1 protein-coding gene is annotated in these 1,156 nt (G+C 53.8%); it reads right to left on the bottom strand.

Going from position 1 to position 1,156, the window contains the following annotated elements; all coding sequences use genetic code 11:
• Nucleotides 1–1,156: Ig-like domain-containing protein (locus tag QUB16_RS17585; protein WP_333317974.1), on the bottom strand; the 1,156-nt coding region annotated here is incomplete at both ends.

Consider the following 1,156-nt stretch of genomic DNA (forward strand, 5'->3'; position numbering starts at 1 on the left):
GAGTTCCGGTTGGAGTCGGAGTTCCGGTTGGAGTCGGAGTTCCCGTGGGAGTTGGAGTTCCGGTTGGAGTCGGAGTTGGAGTTCCGGTTGGAGTCGGAGTTCCGGTTGGAGTCGGAGTTCCCGTGGGAGTTGGAGTTCCGGTTGGAGTCGGAGTTCCGGTTGGAGTCGGAGTTCCCGTGGGAGTTGGAGTTCCCGTGGGAGTTGGAGTTTCCGTGGGAGTTGGAGTTCCGGCTGGAGTCGGAGTTCCCGTGGGAGTCGGAGTTCCGGCTGGAGTCGGAGTTCCCGTGGGAGTCGGAGTTCCGGTTGGGGTTGGAGTTTCCGTGGGAGTCGGAGTTCCCGTGGGAGTTGGAGTTTCCGTGGGAGTTGGAGTTTCCGTGGGAGTTGGAGTTTCCGTGGGAGTTGGAGTTTCTGTGGGAGTCGGAGTTCCGGTGGGAGTGGGAGTTCCGGTGGGAGTGGGAGTTGGAGGGGTATTTACAATAATGCTTCCCGTGACGATCGCAGAATCAGCTTTCCCGTCGTTAGCCTTGTAGGTAAAAGAGTCTGTCCCTGCAAAACCAGTATTGGGAGTATAAGTGAAAGAACCGTTAGCGTTGAGGGCGATCGACCCTTTAGCCGGATTTGTCACCAGAATCGCCGTCAACGGGTCCTTTTCCGGGTCTGTATCGTTGATTAAGACTCCCAAACCAGTCACGTTGAGACTCGTATTAAAAGCAGTAGTATAGCTGTCAGAATTCGCCACAGGCGGGTTATTGTTGACGCTGACAGTCACGGTAGCCGGTTCCGAGCTAACTATTCCGTCGCTGACTGTGTACGTAAAGGTGTCTGTTCCAGAAAAGCCAGCGTTAGGAGTATAAGTGAAAGAACCGTCTTTGTTGAGGGCGATCGACCCTTTCGTCGGATTTGCAGCCACCGCAGCAGTCAGCGTGTCTAAATCTGCATCGGTGTCGTTGATTAAAACTCCCGGCGCTGTTAAGCTGAGGACTTTTCCGGCACTGATGCTGTAGGTGTCGGGTTGTGCGATCGGCGGATTGTTTGTAACGTTGATATTTGCCGAAATTGCTGGTGAAGTAGCAGCCCCGTCGCTGACAGTGTAAGTAAAGCTGTCGAGTCCAACAAATCCTGGATTGGGAGTATAAGTAAACGAACCATCCTTATT

Origin of the sequence: Microcoleus sp. D3_18a_C4, assembly GCF_036702415.1 — a bacterium.
Lineage (GTDB): Bacteria > Cyanobacteriota > Cyanobacteriia > Cyanobacteriales > Microcoleaceae > Microcoleus.